The sequence below is a fragment of the Jilunia laotingensis genome (assembly GCF_014385165.1).
Taxonomy (GTDB): Bacteria; Bacteroidota; Bacteroidia; order Bacteroidales; family Bacteroidaceae; genus Bacteroides; species Bacteroides laotingensis.
In genome coordinates this window covers 1510293-1532788 of record NZ_JACRTF010000001.1, presented here as the reverse complement: position 1 = coordinate 1532788, position 22496 = coordinate 1510293, and the positions used below count along the sequence as shown (strand labels likewise).

Here is a 22496-nt window from a genome sequence, read left to right as displayed (position 1 = left end):
TTTTCGCAAATACAGCTTGAATCAGCCGCAACCGTTTACTTCCCCCTCACTATCTTCTTAATATCGTTCAACTTATTCAGTGCTTCAAGCGGAGTCAGGTTGTTCACGTCCAAATTGAGTATTTCATCCCGTATCTGGCAAAGTATGGGATCATCCAACTGGAAGAAACTTAACTGCATCCCGCCTCTGTTTTCACTGACTTCATTGAGCGGCTTGCCGGAAATGCCTTGTTGGCGGTTATCCGTTTCAAGTTGTTTCAGGATCTCGTTGGCACGTTTCACAATACTTTTCGGCATACCTGCCATCTTGGCTACATGAATACCGAACGAGTGTTCGCTGCCGCCACGCTCCAACTTGCGGAGGAAAATAACTTTATTGTCCACCTCCTTCACGGATACGTTGTAGTTCTTGATCCGCTTAAAGGATTTCTCCATCTCGTTCAATTCGTGATAGTGAGTGGCAAAGAGGGTACGAGCTTTAGCCTTGGGATGCTCGTGGATATACTCTACAATAGCCCAGGCGATGGAAATACCGTCGTAAGTGGAAGTACCCCGCCCCAGCTCGTCAAAAAGCACAAGACTGCGGGAAGATACGTTATTCAGAATATCCGCTGCCTCGTTCATCTCCACCATGAAAGTAGATTCTCCCACCGAGATGTTATCACTCGCCCCTACACGCGTGAATATCTTATCCACTAATCCGATATGCGCACTCTCGGCCGGAACAAACGAACCGATCTGAGCCAACAAGGTGATCAAGGCCGTCTGCCGCAAGAGTGCCGACTTACCCGCCATATTCGGACCGGTGATAATGATGACCTGTTGGGTCGCGCTATCCAGCATCACATCATTGGCAACGTATTTTTCTCCGATGGGCAACTGCTTCTCGATTACCGGATGGCGGCCCTGGTGAATGTCCAGTACATCGTTGTCTTCTATCACCGGACGAATGTAGTTATTCTCACGAGCCACATTTGCAAATGCCAGCAGGCAATCGACACGCGCTATCTGATTGGCATTGATCTGAATGGCAGGGATAAATTCGCTCAACGCCTGCACGAGTTCCGTGTAAAGCCGGGTTTCCAGCATCAGTATTTTATCTTCTGCGCCAAGAATCTTCTCTTCGTACTCTTTTAGTTCCTGAGTAATGTAACGTTCCGCATTGACCAAGGTCTGTTTGCGTATCCACTCCTGCGGAACTTTGTCTTTATGGATATTGCGCACTTCGATATAATAGCCGAACACACTGTTATAAGCAATCTTAAGGCTGGGAATTCCTGTCAGTTCACTTTCCCGCTGTTGTATTTTCAGCAAATAGTCTTTTCCGGAATAAGCGATCTGGCGCAGTTCGTCCAGTTCCGTATTCACACCATCTTTTATTACGCCACCCTTGTTGATAAGCAACGGAGGATCGTTATTGATCTCTTTTGCTATCCGGTCGCGGATAGACAAACACAGGTTCAATTGCTCCCCGATACGGTTCAGGCTAGCATTATCCGCTTGCATACAGGCTTCCTTTATGGGTTCTATCGCCTGCAAAGCTACTTTCAGCTGAACTACCTCACGAGGGGACACACGCCCTACGGCTACTTTCGAAATGATACGTTCCAAGTCGCCAATCAGATGCAGTTGCTCTTCAATCAGCTCTTTGAAATCCGGTTGGCGGAAGAAATATTCCACCACATTCAAACGGTCATTGATCGGCTTTTCATCTTTCAACGGGAATACCATCCAGCGTTTCAGCAAACGGGCTCCCATCGGACTGATCGTCTTGTCGATGACGCTGAGCAGGCTGCTCCCGCCATCGTTCATGCTGCCGATCAATTCCAGACTTCGGACAGTAAACTTATCCAGACGTACATATTTATCTTCTTCGATGCGGGCAAGTGCGGTGATATGACCGATCTGTGTATGCTGAGTCATCTCCAGGTATTGCAGGATAGCACCCGAAGCGATAATACCGTTCTTCAGATGCTCGACTCCGAAGCCTTTCAGGTTCTTCGTTTCGAAATGCTTCAGCAACTTCTCACGCGAACTGGTTTCGGTAAACACCCAGTCATCCAGTTCGAAAGTAAAGAACTTGCTTCCGAAGTTACCTTCAAACATTCCCCGCTTCCCCCGTTCAAAAAGTACCTCCTTCGGGGCAAAATTATTCAAGAGCTTATCAACATAGTCGAACGGTCCTTCCGCTGTCAGGAATTCACCGGTAGAGATATCGAGGAACGCAATGCCGCAAGCCGCTTTTCCAAAATGCACGGCAGCGAGGAAGTTATTTTCCTTATAATTCAGAATATTATCATTGATAGAGACACCAGGAGTAACCAGTTCTGTGATTCCGCGCTTCACGAGTTTCTTCGTCATTTTGGGATCTTCCAACTGGTCGCAGATCGCCACCCGCTTACCTGCGCGGATCAGTTTCGGCAGATAAGTATCCAACGCATGATGAGGAAACCCCGCCATTTCGATGGTTTTACCTTTACCATTGGCACGCTTGGTCAATGTGATTCCTAATATTTCAGCCGCAACTATTGCATCTGTCGAGTAAGTCTCGTAAAAGTCCCCACATCTGAAAAGCATCACCGCATCCGGATGTTTTGCTTTCAAGTCAAGGAACTGCTTCATCATAGGGGTTAGTTCAATATCATTGCTCACAGGTGGTCTCCTCTCTTTTTTAAGTTTACTTATTAGCCGGGCAAAGATACTCAATTCTCACAAAACTACCATTCGGACAATGTGAAGAATTGTGCTGTTCACGTTAAGTCTGTACAGAAACCTACTTTCAGAAACAATATGTGTCATTTTAAAACCTATTTTCTCTTTGATGTATGATACACATTAAACTATAAATGAATTATTTTTAATTAATAAAAAAATTATTTGTCAACATAAAATCAAATTAGAGATAAAATCCCATGATTGAATTATCACAAAAATAGTAAGTTAAAAATCATCCAAATGATAATTTTATATGAGATTTAGAATCTAATCATTTAATAAATAGAATCAAAGTTCATCCTACAGTAACGAAGCACAGGATCGGAGAAAGAGCAAAATTTTCATCTGTTTTTCTCTCATATATTCAAGATTTAAAAATAAAATATTGATATTTTTATTGTATTTTATTTTACATTTGATTATAATATTAATATATTTGAAACAAGCTTAATATATCCCGGGAGACTTTTGTTTAATTTATTTTAATTTATTACACTTATGAAAACTAAAGAATTACTACTGGCACTCTGCTTAATCTGTGCATCTACAGCTTTTTCTCAAAAAATGTACTTAACAAGGGCTTACTCACCGTTTACTGAAGTAAAGTATACGTATGGAAGCCATGACAAGGTGATTGAGACCGATGATCAATCAAGCTATCATCTGAAATGCAAATATACTTACAATGATCTGAATCAATGCATTCGTGAAGATGATTATCAATGGATGGATGACGATCAGGAATGGTTGTATGCCGCCTATATTCTTTATACGCACGATGAAAAAGGAAATCTGGCTACAAGGATCAATTATAATTTAGACCCTTCTACACGCGAATTCGTTAAATCCGGATTAATGACTTACGAATATGATGTTAATAACCATTTAGTAACCGAAAATACAGGAATATTCTTTGGAGAAGATAAAGAAAGCGCAACTCCCTATATGCGCCGTACATTTACCTATGATAAAAACGGAAATATGCGAACAGTACTTTATGAAGACAATGAAAATATGTTTGGAGGGGATACCGAATGGATTGAATCGATAAAAGGAGTATATCAATATGACGATCTCGGAAAACTGGTAGCAGACAGTTCATTCACCGTAAGTTACGAAACCAATGATTGGGTCTTTAATGAAAAAAACCTTTATGTTTACGATAAAAATGGAAATGTAACCCTCCATGAATATTACCATGGCGTTGACAATGGCACTCGTTGGAGCATATCTTCCTTTGAAGAATACGAATACGACCCGTCTAAATTGGCAGCAGAATATATTTATCCGGTATCATACGAATCGGGATGGCCGAAATTCGACAACATCGTCAATGAAAGAATAAAAGAGATCTCCCACCAAAAGGACGATAACGGTATCATGCAATTGTACGATACATACGCTTATGAATATTCCTCTACAGGAACCAGTTCCATTGAAACACCACAAATATCCGATTCGGGCAAGCTGCTTATTTATCCGAATCCGGTGAAGGAATCATTTACGTTGAACCTAGAGGACAAATATATGCCGGTGTATGTTTACGATACAGAAGGACATCTGAAAGTAATGTTCTCCAATGCGGAAGGAACATTGGATGTATCCGGCCTTCCGACTGGCATTTATTTCGTGAAATGCGGCAAGCATACAGCGAAATTAGTGAAAGAATAAGATAATCGAGACACATTTTACCAAGAACGGAGAGGTTAATACCTCTCCGTTAATTAAACCACCTACAGTGATGACAAATTAGTATTTCTAATTTAAAAGTTATTCACAAAAACCACATAAAACCATTAAAGAGCCACATATTATCCTTAAATCATGTTATAAAACACATGTTTTTATTTTGATTATTTGCAGATATCATTAAAAGCCGTACCTTTGCAATGTGTTTTTCATAGTATTAGATTTAAGGTTAACAAAGGTTGGAGTACAGCGGTACTCCTTTTTTTATGTCCATACGTCTCTTCACCCTACCGAATATCCCCCTTTCCACACATTTCTTATATTATACAAAAAGTTTTGTCAATATAAAGTTGTACTTTCAATAAAATTCTTCTGTAGGGAGATATCTAAAAAGAAAGCCCATAAACTATTAAAAAGATGATTTCACATTAAATCTATAAGTTAAATCATTAATTACCAGAAATAATATTCCATACTCACCAAATAGCCTTATCATCGGAGAAAGAGAAAAATCACCATCTATTTTAAATTCATTTATCCAATAATAAAGAAAACAAAAAGCATATTTTTATTGTATTTTATTTTACATTTGATTATAATATTAATATATTTGAAACAAGCTTAATAAACCCCGGGGACCTTTTGTACAATTATTTAATTCATTATGCTTATGAAAACTAAGAAATTACTATTAATGCTCTGTTTAGTCTGTACATCTACAGCTTTTTCTCAAAAAATGTACTTAACAAAGTCTTATTCTCCTTACATGGAAGTAAAATATACGTATGGAGAGAATGATAGGGTGATTGAAATGGAAGATCGAGCGAGCTATACCCTGAAAAGCAAATTCACATACAATGACTTGAACCAATGCATACGCGAGGATAATTATCAATTAATGGATGATGACGAGTGGCTACATGCATCATATCTTGTTTACACGTATGATGAAAATGGAAATCTGGCTACAAGGATTAATTACAACTTGGATCCTTTCTCACATGAACTCGTTAAGACAGGATTAATGGCTTATGAATATGATGACAAGCATCATTTAATCGTAGAAAATACAGGATTGTTCATGGGAGAGGAAAAGGATAAAGTAGTACCTTATATGCGTCGTACTTTTACCTATGATGAAAACGGAAAAAAGAAAACAGTACTTTATGAAGAGAACGAAGAAATGTGGGGAGATGAAGATCCTGTATGGAATGAGTCGATAAAAGGTGTATATCATTACAACGATCTTGGCAAACTGGACATCGACAGTTCCTTTACGGTAAGCTATGAAACCGGTGAATGGGTTTACTACGATAAAAACACTTATGCTTATGACAAAAATGGAAATATAACCCTACATGAATATTATTATGGAGCTGCTGACGGCACCCGCTGGAGTATTTCTTCTTTCGATGAATATGAATACGACCCGACTACATCAGCAGCAGAATATGTATATCCGATAAACCACGAAATTGTATGGCCTAAGTTCGACAATATCGTCAATAAAAGGGTAAAAGAGATTTCCCACCAAAAGGATGATGACGGAATCATGCAATTATACGATACGTATATCTATGAATATTCCCCTACAGGAACCAGTTCCATTGAAACAGCACAAGTATCAGATTCGGGCAAAATGCTCATTTATCCGAATCCGGTGAAGGAATCGTTCACTTTGAAGCTGGAAGACAAACGTATGCCGGTATATATTTATGATGCAGAAGGACGTTTGAAAGTTTCCTTCTCCGATGCAGAAGGAACATTGAATGTTTCCGAGCTTCCTACAGGCATTTACTTTGTGAAATGCGGCAAATATACAACTAAATTAGTGAAAGAATAAAAACAATTGATTTCCTATTCATCAAGAGAGGAGAGAATCAAAATTTCCTCCTCTCTCTAAAAGCTTTAAAACAAATGCCTAGATGCTGACCAATAGAAACAGAATCATTTATTTCGTTATTGTTCAGACATTTACAATTAGGATAACAGGCATTAATACCCAGTGTATTGACCATTAATACCCAGCGTGCTGAGTATTAATATCCAGCATGTTGACCTTTAATATCTGTCACGTTGGATATTGATAGCCGTCAAAACGACCATTAATCCCCATCAAAACAACCACAAACATCTCTGTCCCTTAATTTAAAAACTATTCACAAGTATCTATGGGAATCATTAAATAGGCACATATCATTCTTAAATCATGTTACAAAACATACTTTTTTATTTGGATTATTTGCAGAAGTCACCAAAAGCCGTACCTTTGCAATGTGTTTTTCATAGTATTAGATTTAAGGTTAACAAAGGTTGGAGTACAGCGGTACTCCTTTTTTTATGCCCATACGTTATGCTGAACCTATATAACACACGAGCTTACGATCTTTATTAACGAATACAAATCCGAAATAACAGTCTTCAAATTCTTCGGAGAAAATCCTCTAACGTCTCCTGCCCTTCAAGTCCAATCTTTTTTCTCATTCTGTAGCGGGCGGTTTTCACTGTTTCGGGAAGAACCGACAGCATTTGCCCGATCTGTTTATTAGTCATCCCGATCCGCACATAAGCACACAGGCGAAGATCGTTTTCAGAAAGCGAAGGAGCAATTTCTTTCAGTTTAGTAAAATATTCGGGATGCACCTTCTCAAAATGAAGCTTGAAGTACTTCCACTCATCATCCACCGTGAGATTACTCTTTATTTGTTTGCTCAACATAGCCGATTGTTCCCTGCCAAGCTCACCTTCCTCATTGAATCTCTCAACCTGTTTGAGCAACTCCTTCAGCCGATTGTTCTTTTCGGACAATATCAATGTAGTAGATGATATCTCTCTGTTCTTAGAATCTATCTCCAACTGAAATTTCTCATTCAGTAGTTTTTCATTCTGAAACAGAATAGCCAATTGATTGTTTTCCAATTCTTTCAGTTGCCTCTTGTCCTTTTCTCTTTTGCGCAGCGTCCAAAAGATATAACATGTCAACAAAGTCACAATCAAAAGGAAAGCAGAAACCATCAACATCATATTCCTACGTAACCGGGCTTTCTCTTTCATTGTACTCAATTTCATCTCATATTTTTCAATTTCCGCCTGGACAACCAGCTTGTTTATTTCCATCATTTTCAAATTAGGAAGTAACGAGTCACGATACGATTCGTATTTCTTCAAATAATGATAGGCACTATCCACTTGCCCGAGCAGCTCGAAAGATTGATTCAGGCCATATAAAATAGGTTGCAATTTAAATATTCTTTTTTGCAGCAAATAAGCCTGCCTGTAACAGTATAAAGCACTATCGGCATTCGCTTTCATCAGAAAATAAGCACCCCTGTTTACTAAAGTACTTGCCAAAACGTTCTTATTACCCAACCTTTTTGCAAGCTCATAAGCCTTTTGCGAATAGATTGCCTCCTTAAAATCTGAAGCGCTGAAAAGAGAAACCATCACACCGATCTGAAAAATCGTATCATTTTGTATCTCAAGATTTTTAATTAAACCTTTAAGAATATGCACTGATTTATCTTTTTCACCCAGTTGATACAGCGTATTACTGATATTCAATTTGTTTTTAGCCTCACAATTTATGCAATGCAGTTTCTTAAATTCATCCTCCCCTTGCAATAAGTACTTCAGAGCGTTCTCATATTCTTCCACATCATTGAACAACACTCCAAGTGCTATACAAGTCATGGCAAAATTGAATCGATCCTTCTCCTCGATAAATTCTTTTTCAAGTTTTTTAAAGATCCGGAATGCCTCAAACCATTCACCGCTCTCATGCAATAACCGCCCCTTAATGTAAAGGAAACGATTATAATCATATTTATAACGTAAAGTATCGATGGATGATAAAGTCCGGTCTACTAAATCCATTGCAGACGAATGGTCATTACCCATTTTCAACCATAAATTCCAGTAAACTGCTCTTGCCGATAAAACAGGATTTTTCTTCATATCGGCAATTTGCCGTAACTTCATGACCTCCGGACGGAACGCTTCATGAGGCAAATCCATAAAGTCTACTTCTTCCAACTTATTAGCAATAGAATCAAATTCCGAATCCACCCATTTCCACTTATAGTCATATCCATGAGCTGACTGACAAAGAAAAAAAGACAAAAGAAAATATATCGATGTGTGTTTTATCATAATACAAAAGTATGAAAAAAGGCCTGTTTACCAAAAACATATCGTACAAACAGCAGCCGAAAACGAATTTCCAAGAATCAACGATTCTTATTTTGTCCAATAATCCCGGAAAATAATGCATGTATACCTTTTGTCTACGCTTCATTTAAGGTATTTCAAACAAATCGTCCTAACTTTGTCAATGCCAATCAGAACAAATACGAAATTCTATAATAAGGTAATCTACACATCTAACTTATTGTCAAACTAAAAAAAATTGAATTATGAAACGACTCTACGCATTTCCTCTATTTCTTGGCCTCATGCTGATGAACAGTACATTAATGGCGCAACAAGAAAATGCTTTTATGAAAATTGATTATTCCACCGGTACAGCGAATGCTATCGCTCCCGATGGCAAATGGGTTGTAGGTGGAAGAGCCGGTGAAGCTTTCATATACAATACCGAGGCACATCAACTTCAGGACTTGACAGAAACAGGTACGATAATCAGTGCCAATGCAGTTAGCAATAGCGGGATTATTGCTGGAAGCTATGGCCCTAACACGATGGAATTGAAACCAGTATATTATAAAGACAGTAAATGGAATGAACTCGAAAACACAGGTTCAAATGACATCGGTGAAGCTTTTGCCATCTCTTTAGATGATAAAAAGATAGCCGGATATATATTGGATAATGCCGTAAAAAAACCGTCCATCTGGACTTTGGAAGGGAATGAATACAAAATCCACATCCTTCCTTCTCCCGAAAAGGATATATTTGGAATGAAACCTCAAGGAGCTTTGGTAACAAATATGTCTGCAGACGGGAACATACTGGTTGGACGATTCAGAGACTGGAGCGGAATGTATAATCAGATTATCATCTGGAAACTGGATGAAAGCAAAGGTGAATACGATTATCAGTTATTAGCCACCGACATGATGTATAATACTGAAGCCGAGAACCCAGGGCCATCCTTAGAATTTTCAGACTTTGTAACAGCCGAATACGGCACACCGGAATATAAAGAACAACTTGACGCTTTTAAAGCAGCGGTCGAAAAGCGCAACGAACTGATGAAAGAATTTTATAAAGGTGTTAGTTTGGATATAGGTTCGGTTCCTCTCAGCTACAACGGTCAATACTTGGCAACCAGCATTACGATGCCCGATCCGGAAGATACATCAAGCTCAATCAATCACCCCATTCGCTTTGATCTGAAAAACAATACCAATGTGATTTTCAGTAAACAAAGCGATAACATCGTATGCTCGGTAACAAATGAGGGACTTCTCATGACGGCATCCCCTTACAATGACCTTGTAAGAAACTCTTATATCATTAAAGATGAAAACCAAGAAGATCTTTTACCATTAAATGAATGGTTGAAAGAAAAACATAATTTCGATATCGATGCTGAATTACCTGAATCAGAAGATAATGACAATGTTATGACCGGCACTGCATTTCTCAGTAAAAACGAGCGGAATATTTATTCATTTATTTTTGACGTGAACAGTTTCACCTATATAAACTTCTGTATCCAATTATCAGATAAACTAAATCCTACTTCCATCAAAAATATTGAAACCCCAACCAATGAAATAATAGCGTATACAAAAGGACAAACCTTGTATACCAACGCCATTTCAGGAAAGGTGGATGTCATTGATTTGGTAGGCAAGATTGTTTACAGCACCACTATCAACGATAACGATATTGATCTTGCATACTTACCTAAAGGCGTCTATATAGCAAAAATCATATCGGGAGCAAAAGAAATTTCAAAAAAGATTATAATCAGATAAAGGTTTCCTATAACAATACAAATTCGATATAAGATTTCAAGATATATTCCGTGTTGAGATGGCTTTTTAAAGAAAGCCATCTCATTTGTGTATTCAATAAATATCTCTGCCTACAAATTACGAATTGATACTAAATTCTTACTAAAATCTAATAAGTGATAGTCATTTCTTAATTCGTGTTATAAAACATCCTTTTTTATTTGTATAATTTGCAAATATCATCATAAGCCGTATCTTTGCAATGTGTTTTTCATAGTATTAGATTTAAGGTTAACAAAGGTTGGAGTACAGCGGTACTCCTTTTTTTATATCCATACTCTAGCTTTATCTAAAAAAGCCCGGAAAGGACATTTTATTCATCTCCCCCCGGGCATTCACTCTAGGAATATATAAATAGTCAAGTTTAGTTACTCATTGAACCAATCGATCTTCTTTGAGAAATACATTACGGCAGCCAATATCACAAACAACCCAAGACTTCCGGCAAGCAGCGCATAGGTTTCCAACTGAATGAGAATAAATATATACACATACAATATTATCAACAATCCGCCCATAATAAAGGCCGGTTTCTTTTTCTTGATAATCCCTAACATATACCCGCTAACCAAACCGATCGTAAGTACAGCAGATATCAGATAAGCCATGTTGAAACCAAGATGCTCGGATATGGAAAGTAACAAGCTGTAGAAAAGACACAATGCCAGACCAACCAACAAGTATTGCAAAGCGTGTATTCGAGTCTTCTCCATAATTTCTGTAAAAAATATCACAGTAAACGTCAACAGTATAATCAAGACCGCATATTTGGCGGAACGCATGGATTGCTGGTACTGTTCGACAGGAACTTTCAGGTTCACTCCGAAATCGGAATCAGCAATATCACTGACTACCATCGCTGAAGGGTCTACCAATACCTGAGAGTAATTACGGTTGAGATTCAGCACCTGCCATTGGGCTGAAAATTCATCTGCGGTAACGTCCCGATTTTCCGGAAGAAAACTACCAACAAAGCTGGGAGTATTCCAATTAGCTTTCAAATTGACTTTCGTAGTTTTGCCCAACGGAGTGAAGTTGACGGACTGAGAGCCTTTCAACCGTATCTTCATCTCATAAGGAATCTTCTGCTCTCCTTTCAGGGAGGAAAGGTCAACTAAGGTATGTACACCGGTATTTTTAATTCCAAGTCCATCCATTCCGGGTTCAAACACGTAGACAGAATCATCTATCGCAATACTGACCTGCTCACTGATTCCACGCATATCCGTGAGATTAAAACAGACAGCAGCTTTATCAAACCGTATCAAGTTCATATCGACACCACTTTTCCGAAGTTCTTCCGAACTGAAATAACCTTTGAAGAGCAACTCCGATTGATAAACATTAACCTCATAAATTCCTCGACGAAGCAGCTCGGTATGCAACTTTCCATCTACCATGAGTTCATCAGGAAACAATACTACATTGCTGACAACAACCTTTGGTTTTCCGTCAACTTCAGTCGTAACAGGATATTGTAAGTTAAGATAAGGGCCCGTGACGGTCTGTGCCAAGCTCCATTTTTGACTTACTTCATCGATTGCCTCCTCTTGCGTACGCCCTCTTTCGGAAATCATTTCCTTGATCATTATCATCGGAATAAGTAGCAACAGAATCAATACCCCGATAACTACTACTTTAATCGTTTTCGAAAAACGATGCAAACAGCCGTTGGCTTGTCTTTTCGTCTCATTCAGGTTTTCATTAAAATCATCCATACTTAGAATAGTGTTAAGTGAATTATTAGAATAGTTATTATAAGATTCCCATTACGCCAATTGCAAAGATCGCGTCAAGTAGATTTCAAGAAACTTTCCAATGCATCAATGTGCGCTTTAAATGCTTCCCTCCCTTGCGGAGTGGCTTGGAAAGTGGTTTTCGTCTTCCTTCCCACGAAAGCTTTCCGGCAGACAATATAACCAAGCTCTTCCAACGCTCGAGTATGGCTCGCCAAATTGCCATCCGTCAATGAAAGCAATTCTTTCAGGGAATTGAAATCGGCTTCATCATTAACCATCAAGACAGCCATAATCCCCAATCTGACCTTGCTCTCAAATGCTTTGTTTATATTCTGAAATGCTTCTATCATCAATTACTTTTTCCTTTCGTACTGCAAATAAAATAATACTCCATACAAGATGTGGAATCCACCGAACCCGATAGTCCAGAACATTAATGCATGCCCTTCAAAAAAACAATCGATAATGCCCAGACAAAGAAACGAGTACCCCAGCCAGCCTAAATTAGAATAGGTAAACTTAGAAGCATTGACTAACGAAAGTCCATAAAATAATAACATGACGGAAGAAATCAGACCATAATCCTTATGCATGAGCAAAGCAATACAAAACAAACCGCCTACCAATAATGGCAAAGAGAAATTCCATGCAATACGATAAGTTATTTTACTGAAAAACTTTTGCCCTGTCTTTTTCGCCTTATACCAGGAGAGTATATAAGCGGTAATCGCTGCAGCGACTAATACAACGGAAGCTATTACTATCAACTCCACATGGGAAGCTCCCGAACTAAGTGTTCCGACTGCCAAGTAAGAGCCTATCAACGAATATATCCCGGCCAAGACTGCAGTCATGCCACTAAGAGAAACAAACCTGGAGGACTTTTCCATCAACTCCTTTATCTCATTTACTGATTCTAATGCTTTATTCTTATCCATATAAAAGTACTTTGCGCTACAAAGTAAAATAGAAATTATCAAAGAACAAAACAATATCAGAAAAAAATGAAATCGGGATGCAATTCTTTCAAATTACATCCCGATTTATTACCCCTTAAACACATCTCTGTGTTCAACCTATTGAATTTATGTCAGAAATCTTATCTTTAGAGTGTTTATAGATTCATTTTTTTGATTGCTCAAAGATAAGAAATAAAATTCATAAAAGCAATATGTAAAAGCATTTATTTTTCCTGCAAAATAAAATCTTTTCAATGGGTAGCAGTTTTCGACTCATGAAATACCGAAAACAGGAGTATATCTCAGCCACTAAATATGACTTTTACAGGAAATAGATACCGCAAAAAATCCGCTATTTAAAGGACTATCGGCATAATGCAATTGAAAAGACAAACAAATCATTGTTTTTTATACTACTACGCTATAAATCTGAAAATAAACCTTTAAATTTGCACCGTTTATATTAAATAGAGGTCATAACATAGTATTCAACAATAACTAAAGAAATCAATATGGAATATAATTTCAGGGAGATTGAAAAGAAATGGCAGAAACGGTGGGTGGACAATAAAACTTACCAAGTGAAGGAAGATGAATCGAAACAAAAATTCTATGTGCTGAATATGTTCCCTTATCCTTCGGGAGCCGGGCTGCATGTAGGTCATCCGCTGGGATATATTGCTTCGGATATCTACGCCCGATACAAACGCCTGCAAGGTTTCAATGTTCTGAACCCGATGGGATATGACGCTTACGGCCTGCCTGCCGAACAATACGCCATCCAGACCGGACAGCACCCTGCAATTACGACTGTCAACAATATCAACCGTTACCGCGAACAATTGGATAAAATAGGTTTCTGTTTCGACTGGAGCCGTGAGATACGTACCTGTGACCCTGACTATTATCACTGGACACAATGGGCATTCATCAAAATGTTCAACAGCTATTACTGCAATGATAAGAAACAAGCCCGCCCTATCGAAGAGCTGATAGAGGCTTTCGGAACCATCGGAACAGAAGGTCTTAACATAGCCCATGGCGAAGAACTCTCATTCACTGCCGATGAATGGAAAGCAAAAAGTGAAAAAGAGCAACAGGAAATACTGATGAATTACCGGATTGCTTATCTGGGAAACACGATGGTAAACTGGTGTCCTGCGCTCGGCACAGTACTTGCCAACGATGAAGTAGTGGACGGGGTTAGCGAACGTGGCGGTTATCCGGTGATCCAGAAAGTGATGCGCCAGTGGTGTTTACGAGTATCTGCCTATGCCCAGCGTCTGCTCGACGGACTGGATACGGTAGACTGGACAGATTCCCTGAAAGAAACCCAACGTAACTGGATCGGACGCTCGGAAGGGGACGAAATGAAATTCAAAGTAAAAGACTCGGATGTAGAATTTACCATCTTCACCACCCGTGCAGACACGGTATTCGGTGTTACATTCATGGTGCTTGCACCGGAAAGCGAGCTGGTGGCGCAACTCACTACTCCCGGTCAGAAGGCAGAAGTCGATGCTTATCTGGAGCGTACCAAAAAACGTACGGAACGCGAACGCATCGCTGACCGCAGCGTCAGTGGCGTATTCTCAGGAAGCTATGCCATTAATCCGTTAACCAACGAAGCAATTCCTGTATGGATCAGCGATTACGTGTTGGCAGGATACGGTACGGGTGCTATCATGGCAGTGCCTGCACATGATAGCCGCGACTACGCTTTTGCCAAACATTTCGGCCTTGAAATTCGTCCGTTGATAGAAGGATGTGATGTCAGCGAAGAGAGCTTCGATGCCAAAGAAGGCATTATGATTAACTCTCCGCGTCCCGGTACACCCGAAGGAGGGCTGGTACTGAACGGACTGACTGTAAAAGAAGCCATCGCCAAGACAAAAGAATATATCAAAGAGACTGGACTGGGACGAGTCAAAGTTAACTTCCGCCTCCGGGATGCCATCTTCTCACGCCAACGTTATTGGGGCGAACCGTTCCCCGTCTACTATAAGGACGGTATGCCTTATGTGATCGATGAATCCTGTCTGCCGCTCGAATTACCGGAAATTGACAAATTCTTGCCTACTGAAACCGGTGAGCCTCCATTGGGACATGCTACCAAATGGGCATGGGACACAGTGAACAAATGCGTGGTAGAAAACGAGAAGATCGACCATATTACCATCTTCCCGCTCGAACTCAATACAATGCCCGGCTTTGCCGGATCATCCGCATATTACCTCCGTTACATGGATCCTCACAACGAGGAAGCATTGGTTGCTCCTGCTATAGACCGGTATTGGAAAAACGTAGACCTGTATGTGGGCGGCACCGAACATGCTACCGGACATTTGATTTATTCTCGTTTCTGGAACAAATTCCTGCACGATCTGGATATATCTGCGGTTGAAGAGCCCTACCAAAAACTTGTCAACCAAGGAATGATTCAGGGACGCAGTAATTTTGTTTACCGCATTAAAGATACCAATACATTTGTATCACTGAATTTAAAAGATCAATACGAAGTCACCCCTATACATGTAGATGTGAACATCGTATCCAATGATATTCTCGACATAGAAGCCTTCAAAGCATGGCGTCCCGAATATGAAACGGCAGAATTCATTCTTGAAGATGGTAAATACATCTGTGGCTGGGCTGTCGAAAAAATGAGTAAATCTATGTTCAATGTGGTCAATCCGGATATGATCGTTGAAAAGTACGGAGCCGACACACTTCGCATGTACGAAATGTTCCTTGGTCCGGTGGAACAATCCAAACCGTGGGACACGAACGGCATCGACGGTGTACATCGCTTCATCCGTAAGTTCTGGTCATTGTTCTACAACCGCAACGATGAATATCTCGTTAAAAACGAACCAGCCACGAAAGACGAACTGAAAGCACTACATAAACTGATAAAGAAAGTTAGCGGGGACATCGAACAATTCTCATATAACACTTCTGTCAGTGCATTCATGATCTGTGTCAACGAACTCAGCAACCTGAAATGTAGCAAAAAAGAAATACTCGAGAAGCTAATCATTGTTCTGGCTCCCTTTGCTCCACATGTATGCGAAGAACTATGGGAGACACTGGGAAACACCACTTCCGTTTGCGATGCACAATGGCCGGCTTTCAATGAAGAATACCTAAAAGAAGATGTGGTAAGCTATACCATCTCTTTCAATGGAAAAGCACGCTTCAACATGGAGTTCCCGGCAGATGCAACAAGTGATGCCATACAGACAACCGTACTGGCAGACGAACGTTCACAGAAGTGGACAGAAGGCAAAACACCGAAAAAAGTAATTGTAGTTCCGAAGAAGATTGTAAACATTGTGATATAACGACTCATACTTATTTATATGCATAAACCTACCAAAGCTGAAGTGAGGAGAGAAGTCAGGGACTATCTGTTCATCACATTGGGATTAATCAGTTATTCGTTCGCTTGGGGACTTTTTCTGATTCCTTACCAGATCACTACCGGAGGAACTACCGGTATCAGTGCTATTATTTATTATGCTTCAGGATTTCCTATCCAGTGGTCATATTTCATTATCAATGCTATCCTGATGACATTCGCCATCAAGATACTGGGTCCGAGGTTTAGCATAAAAACAACGTATGCCATCTTCATGATGACTTTCTTCCTGTGGTTATTCCAATATTTGGTAAACAACTATCTGGTGACACCGGACATGACCCCGGACGGTAAACCGCTTGTATTAGGCAAAGGCCAAGACTTTATGGCATGCCTCATAGGAGCCTCCTTATGCGGTTTGGGTTTAGGTATCGTATTCAATTGCAACGGAAGCACGGGTGGTACGGATATCATAGCCGCCATTGTCCATAAATACAAAGATGTTACATTAGGGCGTATGGTTATGCTTTGTGATGTCATCATCATCAGTTCTTGTTATTTTGTCTTCAATGACTGGCGCCGCGTCATATTCGGTTTTGTCACCCTGTTCATCATGGGTTTCGTATTAGATTATATCGTCAACAGCGCCCGCCAATCCGTACAATTCTTTATCTTTTCGAAAGAATATGAGAAGATAGCCGATCGGATAACAAAAGAAACCCATCGTGGCGTGACCGTACTCGATGGTACGGGATGGTATAGTAAAGGCAATGTAAAAGTATTGATAATACTCGCTTATAAACGCCAATCGGTGGAAATATTCCGGTTGGTGAAAGACATAGACCCGAACGCATTCATCTCTCAAAGCTCGGTAATCGGAGTGTACGGAGAAGGGTTCGACAGGTTGAAAGTAAAATAAAAAGGTAATAAAGTTACAGGCGAGAATAGGAATTTTATTCCTATTCTCGCCTGTAACTTTATCATACTACAATAAACTGCACAGATTCCCGGCTATTATCTGAGCGAGAAAGTACCATGATATAATTTCCTGCATGAAGATTCTCAAGAGGGATTTCCATAATACCATTTCGAACAATCACATCTTTAGTCAACACTAATAATCCATTAAAAGCATATATATCCATTCGAATGAAATCGGCTTCTGAAAAAGAAACAATCAACTTCCGTCCCTTTATCGGATTATCTAGAATCCTATAAGCAGGAATTGATTTATATTCAGAGATAGGAAGTATTGATTCACAAGTACATCTGTAACCATCACAATAAAGAGATTTACCATTATGCCGGACACTGAGTAACATTGAAATATCACCTGTCGGTAAATTTTGAAAAGGCCTAGTAAAAACATATTCTCCACCTATTCCCTCTGTACAGGCATCTTCTGCTGGATAAACATATCCATATTCAGAAGTTATGTCATTGAAATAAAACTTTCGACGGAGAATACCTTCTATTTTCAAAGTATCGATATGCAAAACCTCCAACTTCTTTCTATTACCACAAATATATTCATCATATTCTATTTGATCTCCAACCATCAAATTGAAATCATAAATCAATTCTTCTTTTGTTTCAGAACTCTCATTATAAGGCTTTCCAACAAAATAAATCCGTTGATCTTCTTCACGGATAGCACCTTCATATTTCTTAACATCAGGTTGACTACAAAAGTTTCCATAAATCTTCTTATAAGTTTTCCCTAAAATCAATGTGTCTACATCACTTATTATAGTCTTATACCCGTCCATTCCCCAATGGGCACTTGTAATCCACTCACAATTACCATCCATTATAAAAGATTGATATTGATAACTAGTTTTTTCTGTAATAGGATAACAATAATCCAAATAAGAATTAGAATAACCATATACATAATAAATTTGGTTTGGTTGAGAACTTACTTCAGAGGTTACAACCAAAAAGATATTTATTACATCTAAATCTACTTGAATTTGATATGATAAATCTTTCAAACATTTATTATCAATCCCGTTTTCGTCTGTGATTTCCGTTTCACGAATAAAGATGGAATCATTAGACCAACTTACTTCCACGTCTATAGTACTATTAGAAGAATTCACCAAAATATCCTTATGAGAAATATCAAATAAATTAGAACCATTTTCATGATACGAAAACGTCTCATTACGTTGATCTATCGTTTTATCCAGACAATTACTTAATGTAATCGTTTTTACTTCAACTGTTTGAGAATCAGATTGAGCAAAAAGACAAACATTAAATATACAGCATAAAATAAAAAATAATAGCTTATCCATAACACTAATTATTTAATTTAATTTCAAATTCAGCACCTAATTCTATCTCAGTTCCGGCATCCAATGTAACACCATCCGACACTTCTAAAACAAGGTTAGACCCTGATTTAACCTTAAAATCTCCACTTCCTTTATAATTATTAACAGAATTACCTGTAAATATCTTACTACCTTTAATATAGTGTGAACCAACAACTGATTCATTTTGTAAATATATAGGAAAGACATAAGGAAAATAATTATGTTTATAAAATGTCAAAACATAATTTTTCGGTAAGTTTGTGAATGTAGTTGTCTGTCCTACTCGAAATAATACATTATTATCACTAAAGAGTCCTCTTAAAGCAATATTAACATTTTCAATTCCTGTATTTATTTTTACCCCATCAAATGATTCTGTTACAGTAACATTTTGAAATTTAGAAGGAATATCTGTCCATATTTCAAATTCAGGACAACCAATTAAATTATGTGTCAATGCCAACCAATGAAACATACTTTCTTTATTTTCTGCTTTTGACAAAGCTTCTGCTATACCGATTTTTACAAAATTATTCTTTATTTTATCTACAAAATTTATTTCTAATTCATGTGATCCACTAACCCATCCAGAACGGCTATTACCTAAAAAAGCCACACATCCATATTTTCCAGCAATAGTTAAAGCTTCTCCCAAATTATATTTCACATTATAATTGATATAACTAGTCCTAAACGTATCGTAAGGTGCTACTGTACATGCTATAGTATATGCGATTGAAGGATAATTTAAATTATCCATGTTGTTGATGCCATTACCTTGTTCTATTACTATCGAAGGATTTAAATATTCTCCCTCAGTAGCAATAATAGAACAACAATGCCCTCCTTTAACCAATTGGTTCGACCTTACTATTATTGCATTGGGACCACCATGACCGTACCAACTTAGGAAGCCATAATATTCATTGTTCATTGCATTAATTACACTTTTACCCGTAGGAAACGTTGGAAATGAATCTTTTCCATTAGGTAATTCTTGAATTAAACTAAAAGTTGGAAAGATATTCTTAAAATCATTTGCTATTTTTTCTGCTTGATGAGATTCTTGCATCTGATCTGCCTGTGTATAAAATGCCTTTTTCAAATAAGCTACATCTCCCTTTCCCGGATTCTGTTCATAAAGTAAAAGTTTATCTATATAATTATTAATTTCAAATCCATTTTTACATAACAACCTTCCCACATACAATTCTGGTTCATAATCAACTGCGTCTCCTAATTCTTCTCCTAAATATATATCGCCATCTTTATTCCAATTTCCATTTAGATCACTGAAATACAAATCTGAAGGTATTTTAGCACCTTCAAATTCAATTACTCCGCCATTTAATACCTCCCATTTATTTTCATATCCGGTACCGTATCGAATTGGTACAAACTCATTTCCTCCTCCCAATAACACATACCTCGTTCCTTTGCCATAAGCCAATTTCAAGTATTGGCGCAACTTGCCCGCATCATCGGATAAATTAGAAGCTTCATCTTTCGTTATGGAAGCATCACTCAATATGTCCTGCATCGTCACAATGCCCGCATTCAGACCTTTCTGACGTTTCCAGTCGACCAGTCTCTTAAAGTAAGGGGCCAAACTTTGGGAAGTGATCACCACATATTCATAAGCCGGAAGTTTCAGGATTGAAGCGGTAGCATGGACTTGTGAACGGGAATTCAAAATTCTGCTTATGTCCGATTTGTTCTCCACAAAACCAAGCATTTTCACCAGTTCGGTAGACTCCCTGGAAGGAGCAGCAATCGGGGAGATTCTTCTTTCGGAACTTCTTGATGATAAATTATCAGGATTGGAGTTGATTGTGAAGCCAACCGAAGAATGGAACAGCAAACAGTTGGAGGCGGCTAAATACTGCACGGGAGTCACCTTCACCGTCAGGATACGTTTGTCACCGTCCAGATACCCTTCATTAATTATTTGGACGATCTTCTCGGGATATGCACCAGAAGTGACAAAAGAAGATGGTATGAACTCACTCTTTGCACTATTCAAAGAAGTCGGAACAGGCGCCTGGATCGGTAATAGAGGAGCGGGCAGATCGATCTGTGTACTATTGGAGCTATTTATATCGATCGAAAAGGAGACAGGATCGTTAGGGACAATGAAACGGAGAATACGATAGGGCAATGAGGGAGCCCCCACGCTGTCGTTAACCGAACAATCTTCATACAACAGGTTTGAATACCTGTTACCGTCCTCCTGCAACTGATTGTCAATGATCAGTTTATCAGGTTCAAAAACAACCGTATGGCTGATTTGGGCTTGTATGCCTATGTGGCATAAAATACAAGCAATAAGGAATATAGATCGTTTCATAACTCACTTTTATTCGGTTAATATCATCTTTTTCGTATCTATATCTTTACCATCTACAATTAATGTATACATATACATTCCCGGATTCAATTCATATCCTTTTATGATCACAGAATTACTGCCTCTTTCTGAAATATTAATTTGTTTCACTTGCTTACCCTGTAAATTATATATATGAAGGCTAGCTTGTGAAGCTTTTTCCGGTATAAAAAAAGATATTTTGGTTTCTTCTTTAAAGGGATTAGGAATATTAGAATACAAAGCTGCTATTCCTCTTTCATCCAAGTCTAAAGAATCATCTTCCGATTCATTTTCCCCATTATCGGCAGCACGTGTTTTATTTTTAGCATTTAATACCTGTTTCAATTCATCAATTTCACTCTGTTGTTCTTTTATTGCTTCAACCAAAAGCGGAATAATTTCTCCATAGGCAATCGCTTTCGTACCTTCTATCGTTGTATAAACTGCCTCAGGAAAAACCTTTTCTAATTCCTGAGCTATAAATCCAGCTTTTTTCCTTTGTTTCTCGGCTTTAATCTGATTGGCTATTTCAACAGATACCGGTGATTGAATAGATGATGTAGTATCCAAGGAATCTGTTTGCAGATCATTGCTCTGAACTTCCACATCTTGTTCCTGATATTTCATTTTATAGGTAACTCCTTGCATCTTTTTTATTTTATCCAACCCACCGCTAATTTCAGCTATATCACTTTTAAGATTTTCATCGGATGAAGTCAGAAACGTTCCTTTTGAAAATATACTACCGTCTCCGTTGACATAAAATGTTATCAAGTCCGATCCCGTACTTAAATCTCTCACAACATAAGCCATATCAGTATGCCTTTTTGAATAAACTTTAATAACATCTCCATAATCATATCCGGGATCAGCAGTTATTTTCAAACCGGTACAAGGATTAGACCGGTAAATATAAAGATTTATCAATGCATCTATACTCGACTCGCTAGTACTCAAAGTAGCTCCTACTCCCAATCGTCCGTCATTACGTATCGTAATGCCACGACGTGAATTACCAAAATTTAAAAATCCATAATTACCTGACGTATAAAATCTTAGTGGAGGAAGAGAAGACAAACTATCATAAATAGCTATTCCATTATTAACTCCGGATTTACCAATTTGTAAAGAACCATACTGTGGATTGTAAGTTTTTACACCAACTTTACCAGTAGAAACGACTTTCAATTGCGCATTAATTTGTAAACAAAACAAAACAGCACTAAAAAATAGTAATAATTTTACTTTCATAATAAAACAATTTGAAGGATTAATTTGCTCTAAATTTAAGAATAAATAATTGAAAATCAGAGATAATTCTGTTAAATATCGAAGAATCTATTCATTTTTAGATAAAAAAATAG

General features: G+C 38.4%; 14 protein-coding genes. 6 read left to right on the top strand and 8 right to left on the bottom strand.

The features are described 5' to 3' along the window. Nucleotides 1-35: 35 nt before the first annotated feature. A complete protein-coding gene (gene mutS / locus H8744_RS05870; RefSeq protein WP_369410995.1) occupies nt 36-2651 on the bottom strand; it encodes a DNA mismatch repair protein MutS in 2616 nt (871 codons plus the stop codon). 561 nt (nt 2652-3212) lie between these two features. Between mutS and H8744_RS05865 the strand changes: the two genes are divergently transcribed. After that, entirely contained in the window at nt 3213-4385 is a 1173-nt protein-coding gene (locus H8744_RS05865) for a T9SS type A sorting domain-containing protein (RefSeq protein ID WP_262433950.1), read from the top strand. Between the two features lie 688 nt (nt 4386-5073). Then, nucleotides 5074-6246 carry a T9SS type A sorting domain-containing protein gene (locus H8744_RS05860; protein ID WP_262433949.1) on the top strand — a complete coding sequence of 391 codons (1173 nt, stop codon included), beginning with the start codon at nt 5074-5076 and terminating at the stop codon, nt 6244-6246. Nucleotides 6247-6824: 578 nt separating this feature from the next. Here H8744_RS05860 and H8744_RS05855 read toward each other — a convergent pair. Further along, nucleotides 6825-8552, bottom strand: a complete 1728-nt coding sequence (locus H8744_RS05855) for a tetratricopeptide repeat protein (protein ID WP_262433948.1) — start codon at nt 8550-8552, stop codon at nt 6825-6827. A gap of 263 nt (nt 8553-8815) precedes the next feature. Here H8744_RS05855 and H8744_RS05850 point away from each other — a divergent pair, with 263 nt between their 5' ends. Continuing rightward, nucleotides 8816-10345 (top strand): T9SS type A sorting domain-containing protein, encoded by a 1530-nt coding sequence (locus H8744_RS05850; RefSeq protein WP_262433947.1) that lies wholly within the window; start codon nt 8816-8818, stop codon nt 10343-10345. Nucleotides 10346-10752: 407 nt separating this feature from the next. Here the strand turns inward: H8744_RS05850 and creD are convergent, their stop codons facing one another. The 3 genes from creD to H8744_RS05835 all read right to left on the bottom strand — a co-directional run bounded on the left by creD (nt 10753) and on the right by H8744_RS05835 (nt 13061). Then, nucleotides 10753-12102, bottom strand: coding sequence for a cell envelope integrity protein CreD (gene creD / locus H8744_RS05845; RefSeq protein ID WP_262433946.1), 1350 nt, complete (start codon nt 12100-12102; stop codon nt 10753-10755). Between the two features lie 74 nt (nt 12103-12176). Then, a complete protein-coding gene (locus H8744_RS05840) occupies nt 12177-12473 on the bottom strand; it encodes a winged helix-turn-helix domain-containing protein (protein WP_262433945.1) in 297 nt (98 codons plus the stop codon). A 3-nt stretch (nt 12474-12476) separates the two neighbouring features. Beyond that, nucleotides 12477-13061, bottom strand: a complete 585-nt coding sequence (locus tag H8744_RS05835; RefSeq protein ID WP_262433944.1) for a hypothetical protein — start codon at nt 13059-13061, stop codon at nt 12477-12479. Between the two features lie 533 nt (nt 13062-13594). Between H8744_RS05835 and leuS the strand changes: the two genes are divergently transcribed. Together leuS and H8744_RS05820 are read left to right on the top strand one after the other, a co-directional pair. After that, nucleotides 13595-16426 carry a leucine--tRNA ligase gene (gene leuS / locus H8744_RS05825; RefSeq protein ID WP_305067346.1) on the top strand — a complete coding sequence of 944 codons (2832 nt, stop codon included), beginning with the start codon at nt 13595-13597 and terminating at the stop codon, nt 16424-16426. A gap of 18 nt (nt 16427-16444) precedes the next feature. Continuing rightward, nucleotides 16445-17362, top strand: coding sequence for a YitT family protein (locus H8744_RS05820; RefSeq protein ID WP_262433943.1), 918 nt, complete (start codon nt 16445-16447; stop codon nt 17360-17362). Between the two features lie 61 nt (nt 17363-17423). Here H8744_RS05820 and H8744_RS05815 read toward each other — a convergent pair whose 3' ends face one another. Then, nucleotides 17424-18743: a hypothetical protein gene (locus H8744_RS05815; RefSeq protein ID WP_262433942.1), complete on the bottom strand. Its 1320-nt coding sequence runs from the start codon at nt 18741-18743 to the stop codon at nt 17424-17426. Between the two features lie 4 nt (nt 18744-18747). Then, complete coding sequence (locus H8744_RS05810; protein WP_262433941.1) at nt 18748-20487, bottom strand: C25 family cysteine peptidase; 1740 nt, start codon at nt 20485-20487, stop codon at nt 18748-18750. Here H8744_RS05810 and H8744_RS05805 point away from each other — a divergent pair. Further along, the gene (locus H8744_RS05805) at nt 20468-20917 is read left to right on the top strand and encodes a hypothetical protein (protein WP_262433940.1); all 450 of its coding nucleotides are present in this window, start codon (nt 20468-20470) and stop codon (nt 20915-20917) included. The genes H8744_RS05810 and H8744_RS05805 overlap by 20 nt on opposite strands. Before the next feature lie 203 nt (nt 20918-21120). On the opposite strand, the gene H8744_RS05800 is transcribed toward H8744_RS05805, so the two are convergent. Then, nucleotides 21121-22383: a tail fiber domain-containing protein gene (locus H8744_RS05800; RefSeq protein WP_262433939.1), complete on the bottom strand. Its 1263-nt coding sequence runs from the start codon at nt 22381-22383 to the stop codon at nt 21121-21123. Between the last annotated feature and the right edge of the window lie 113 nt (nt 22384-22496).